The organism is Flavobacterium aureirubrum (genome assembly GCF_038739835.1).
GTDB lineage: Bacteria > Bacteroidota > Bacteroidia > Flavobacteriales > Flavobacteriaceae > Flavobacterium > Flavobacterium aureirubrum.
On sequence record NZ_JBCGDO010000051.1, the window covers coordinates 1 to 4,429 of the forward strand.

Genomic DNA, 4,429 nt, shown 5'->3' on the forward strand with positions numbered 1-4,429 from the left:
TATACGAAACTTCTACTACTTGCCCTTGAACCAGTAGTGCTCTAGCATCAGTATCGGTGGTGCTTACTTGGGGTTCGCCACTGGTTTTGAGTTCTTCTTCGAGCAGTTCGTATTTGATTTTGTTTTGCTTTAATCGTGCTATTTTTTGTTGGATGTTACTGATTTTTATAGCGTCTTCTTTTACATCATTTTTGTCTAATTCATTGAGGTATTCTTGGGTTTTAAGTTCGATATACTCTTTGTGTTTGTCGATTTTTCTTTGGTTATAGTTGGACTTCTTGCTGTTGTGTGCTCTGGATTTAGTGCCATCAATGGCAATGGTTTCGCCTGTGATTAAATTGGCATTTTTTAAAAACGAAACAAAGAGTTTGAAGAGTTGTTTTAGGGCTTTTGGGTTGTCTTTACGAAAGTCGGCTATGCTATGATAATTAGGGCAAATGGCTTCTAAAAGCCACTGCATTTCCAGGTTGCGATGGCACTCTTTTTCTAATCGCCTTGAAGAGCGAATGCCGTTTAAATAGCCGTATAGATAGATTTTTAAAAAGACTTTGGTATCAAAGCTTGGACGGCCTTCGGTTTTTAAAACTCTGGGTGTAAATCCTAGTTTTTCTAAATCGATACTGTTAACAAAAGCGTCGATGAACCTGATTGGGTTGTCCTGACTAATGGTGTCTTCTAGACTGGATACTTGAAGCTGGTGGCGGGAAATTCCTGATATGTGTTGCATGGTTAAAGATAAGAATACTTTGTTCTTCTTACAAGTATTATTGTATATTTGAAAAAGGATTGTGGAAGTTTTTTCACAGTCTGCCGTTATGTGCCATACAGCGAGACCTCTTACAATGCATCAATTACCAGAATTGAAAACAATTTTTAATCAAAAATAATGCAATACGCTAATTATAAATCACAGATAGAAAGTGCATTTTCACCTATTGACTTTAGAACAATAGAGAATGAACTTATTACTGGTTCTATTGAAATTAAAAAAATACGAAAAGATAGTTTTCTTTTAATGGAAGGCAACATTTGTAATAATATTTCATTTATTATTGATGGAGCTTTTAGACAATTTTCAGTGGTTGACGGCACTGAAATCAACTTTCTATTTTATTTCGACAATGATTTTACTGCAGACTTTAGTAGTTACATTACCGAAACTCCGTCAAATTATTTCATTAAAGCACTTGAAGATAGTCTAGTGATTACATTTAATAAAAACAATTTTAGTTTATTAGCTTCAAGAAACAATGATTGGGAGGTAGTTTCTAAAAATATTTCTAACAGGGCTTTACTTACATTATACAAGAGAAATGATATCCTACTAACGTTATCTCCAGAGAATAGATATTTGAAACTATTAGAAGTACATCCATTAATTATACATAAAGTTTCATTGTCTAAAATTTCTAGTTTCTTGGGTATTAGTGGTCCTTCACTAAGTAGAATTAGAAAAAGAATCATATCGAGTTGATTTTTTAACTTAAGTTAAAGGTGAATGTTTTTTATTGATTTTATTTTTGCTTCATAAATAATTTAAAAATTACAAAAATGAAATTAAATTCAAGAATTCACGGAATCATAGATTATGGTGTGGTAATCTTCTTATGGCTATCACCGACCTTTTTCGGCTTGCCTCAAATAACGGCATTATTTACTTATATTTTAGGAGGCGTACATTTGGCCTTGACAATTCTTACAGATTTCGAGATGGGATTATTAAAAATTGTTCCTCTAAAAGTCCACGGTTGGATAGAATTAATTGTTTCGATAATCTTAGTTGGAGTTGCATTCTATCTAGATACATTAGAAGGATTAATTGCAAAATATTTTTACCTAGGATTTGCACTGGCAGTATTTGTTACATATATATTTTCAGACTATAAACTAACAGAAAAGAAGAATGTATAAGTTTTCTCAAACTAGAAAAATTGCAAGATTTATACACTTAATATCAGGTATTTTGATAGGCGTATATTTTTATTCACCATTATCGACTAATATTCTTCTGTTTTTAATTATCAAAGCAATTATCCTTCCAGTGGTCTCTATTTCGGGACTTTGGATGTGGAAAGGGTATCTTTTCAAAAAAAGTAAGTAAAAGAAACGTACGGCAAATAACGGTTTGCAACTACCCGAAGGGCGGGACTTTTACTACAAAACTTGATTTGAAAAACGAATGTTTGATTAATCACAAAACTGTCTTTGGAAGACGAAACCCCGCCTATTGCCAATGTGCTGTTATAGTCAACCTTTGATTATTAAGTTTGTCTCAAAGTTGATTCAATTTTTTTTAGATAAGTCGTCAATTTTTTTCAGTCCAAAAAGATTATTTAGTGATTCATTATTGATTAATCGGTTAAATATGATTTGTTTGTGTTCTTTTTCTTGAAAAGGATGTTTAGTGACAATGACGGCATAATTCTCAGTTACAAAATCATCATATTCATCCTTTTTTTGTCCGATTACTTCCTGTATGGTTTTAAGATAGTCTTTGTTAAATTGTAAATTGTCAGGATTCACTTTCCCAGCTTTAATAAATCCCTTTGTCTTACCTGCGCATCGGCAAGGGTTTTCCTTTCTGATTAGCCCACATTTATTATTCATAAAGTTATAAAGGTCTTTTCGAGCCCTTGACAACTTCTGCCTAAAATTATCTTTTGAAATATTCAACAGATTTGCTCCTAAATCATGATTAACATTGAATAATTCGCCAAGTATGAATACCAATCTTTGGTCACGTTCAAGACACAACAACATCCCATTCATACATGCTAGTTTTGTTTCTTCAATTTCATCTCTCATCTCGGATTCTTCCAATAAGGATAAGGCTTGACTCGGAATCGAATCAAGTTGCTTTTCAACCACTTCAAATGATTCAGTTGCCAATTCTGACATTGACTTTTTCATTTGCAGAAAGTGATTAAAAGTAATCCGATATAACCAAGTTCTGAAGTTGCTCTCCTTTTTGAACTGTGATAGTTTGGTAATTATTTTGATTAGAACTTCTTGCGTAATATCTTGAGCATCCTGCACATTGCCCACCATTTTTAAGGCTATATTATAGATAAAATGTTGGTGTCGGTAAATGAGTGATTCTAAGGCAGCCATAGAGCCATTTACTGCACTTTCAATGAGTTCGTTATCTGATTTGTCTCGATAATTTGACGAAAACGGATTCTGCATTTCATAATTTTTTAAGTGCTTTCCTATTTTTGGATGGCACTGTTTATTAATTTGTCACGGACGCTTTTTTTATCGTAATAAAGAAGTAGAAGCCCAAAAATAATCGGCATTGGTAGCATGACCCATTCTTGGAATTGAATATGTACTAATGTTGCGGCAGGCATAATTCCAAGCAAGATTATAGTGCCATATCTTTCCCATTTGCTAAACATAAGTAAACCTGCGACTATTTCTACGAGAGCGACTAAATATCGCCACTCGTCACCCAAGAGCCACTTATTGAAATTATCTACCGCCATTTGTAAACCAATGACTTTGGGTATGGCTGATAAAATAAACAATACCCCAAGAATTTTTCCTAGAATAATTTTCTTTTCTTGTCCTATAGCTTTACTATCACTTTTTTTGGTTTGAAATTCCTTTAGCATCGTTTTCTTCTCTTTCTTTCTGGCTCATCGTGTTGATGTTGGCCACAGAATTTAGTGGGCAACTTGCAGCAGCGGAAGTGCCAATTAACATAATAGCCGCTACTCCAATTACTATGGCAATTGTCCCTGCAACGGCACCAAAGTACCACGCTCCAAGAGCAAGGACACCAATAATCAGACGAATAATCCTGTCAGTCCGACCAAGATTTCTTTGAAACAACTTTTTACTCATAATTTTTACTTTTTAAAGGTTTGTAATACCAATTAGATTACAGTTCTTAAAAAGTGTGACAAGTGTCGTTTTAAGGTTGGCTATAACGTTTCGCAACCTTGCGCAGTTGCTGATTACGGAACGAAAATCTGTCTACCAAGATAAAAAATAAAAGCGAAACGAAATACTGAATTTAACGTTGATAACGGCAATTGCACAAGATTGCTGTGCTTGTTGCACAACCACTCAAAAATAATAAAAAATCCTTGTAAAATATCAGCAATAGTCTTATTTTTAACCATGCAAGGAAAAAAGCAATTAATCCCAGAACTTTTTACTACGGTCAACATTTATGACCTAGTTCCGACGGATAATTTCTACCGTCGATTAACAACAGAACTCGATTTACATTTTATTTATAAAGCTACACAAGCGTATTATGGCAAAGAAGGACAAGCAAGTATTGATCCCGTAGTTTTCTTTAAAATCCTCTTAGTGGGTTATCTAAACAATCTTAATTCCGATAGGCAATTAATAGCCTATTGCAGTGATAGTTTATCGATTCGCTTGTTTTTAGGTTACGATATTCATGAGTCATTACCTT

The 4,429-nt window shown here is 33.7% G+C and carries 7 protein-coding genes; 3 read left to right on the plus strand and 4 right to left on the minus strand.

Translation table 11 applies throughout. The annotated features are described in order from the left end of the window. A partial coding sequence (locus tag WFZ85_RS15750; RefSeq protein ID WP_342697210.1) for a transposase occupies positions 1 to 727 on the minus strand: 727 nt, incomplete at its 3' end. A 159-nt stretch (positions 728 to 886) separates the two neighbouring features. Between WFZ85_RS15750 and WFZ85_RS15755 the strand changes: the two genes are divergently transcribed. Both WFZ85_RS15755 and WFZ85_RS15760 read left to right on the plus strand, forming a co-directional pair. Then, a complete protein-coding gene (locus WFZ85_RS15755) occupies positions 887 to 1,474 on the plus strand; it encodes a Crp/Fnr family transcriptional regulator (RefSeq protein WP_342697211.1) in 588 nt (195 codons plus the stop codon). A 77-nt stretch (positions 1,475 to 1,551) separates the two neighbouring features. Beyond that, positions 1,552 to 1,911: a hypothetical protein gene (locus tag WFZ85_RS15760; RefSeq protein WP_342697212.1), complete on the plus strand. Its 360-nt coding sequence runs from the start codon at positions 1,552 to 1,554 to the stop codon at positions 1,909 to 1,911. A 372-nt stretch (positions 1,912 to 2,283) separates the two neighbouring features. Here the strand turns inward: WFZ85_RS15760 and WFZ85_RS15765 are convergent, their stop codons facing one another. The 3 genes from WFZ85_RS15765 to WFZ85_RS15775 are packed head-to-tail and all read right to left on the minus strand — an operon-like array spanning position 2,284 to position 3,846. Next, the gene (locus WFZ85_RS15765; protein WP_342697213.1) at positions 2,284 to 3,186 is read right to left on the minus strand and encodes an RNA polymerase sigma factor; all 903 of its coding nucleotides are present in this window, start codon (positions 3,184 to 3,186) and stop codon (positions 2,284 to 2,286) included. A gap of 23 nt (positions 3,187 to 3,209) precedes the next feature. Beyond that, complete coding sequence (locus WFZ85_RS15770) at positions 3,210 to 3,614, minus strand: DoxX family protein (RefSeq protein ID WP_342697214.1); 405 nt, start codon at positions 3,612 to 3,614, stop codon at positions 3,210 to 3,212. After that, positions 3,583 to 3,846, minus strand: a complete 264-nt coding sequence (locus tag WFZ85_RS15775) for a YgaP family membrane protein (protein WP_342697215.1) — start codon at positions 3,844 to 3,846, stop codon at positions 3,583 to 3,585. The genes WFZ85_RS15770 and WFZ85_RS15775 overlap by 32 nt, the downstream gene beginning before the upstream one ends. Positions 3,847 to 4,125: 279 nt before the next feature. Between WFZ85_RS15775 and WFZ85_RS15780 the strand changes: the two genes are divergently transcribed. Beyond that, the coding region (locus WFZ85_RS15780) for a transposase (RefSeq protein WP_342697216.1) at positions 4,126 to 4,429 on the plus strand (304 nt) is incomplete at its 3' end.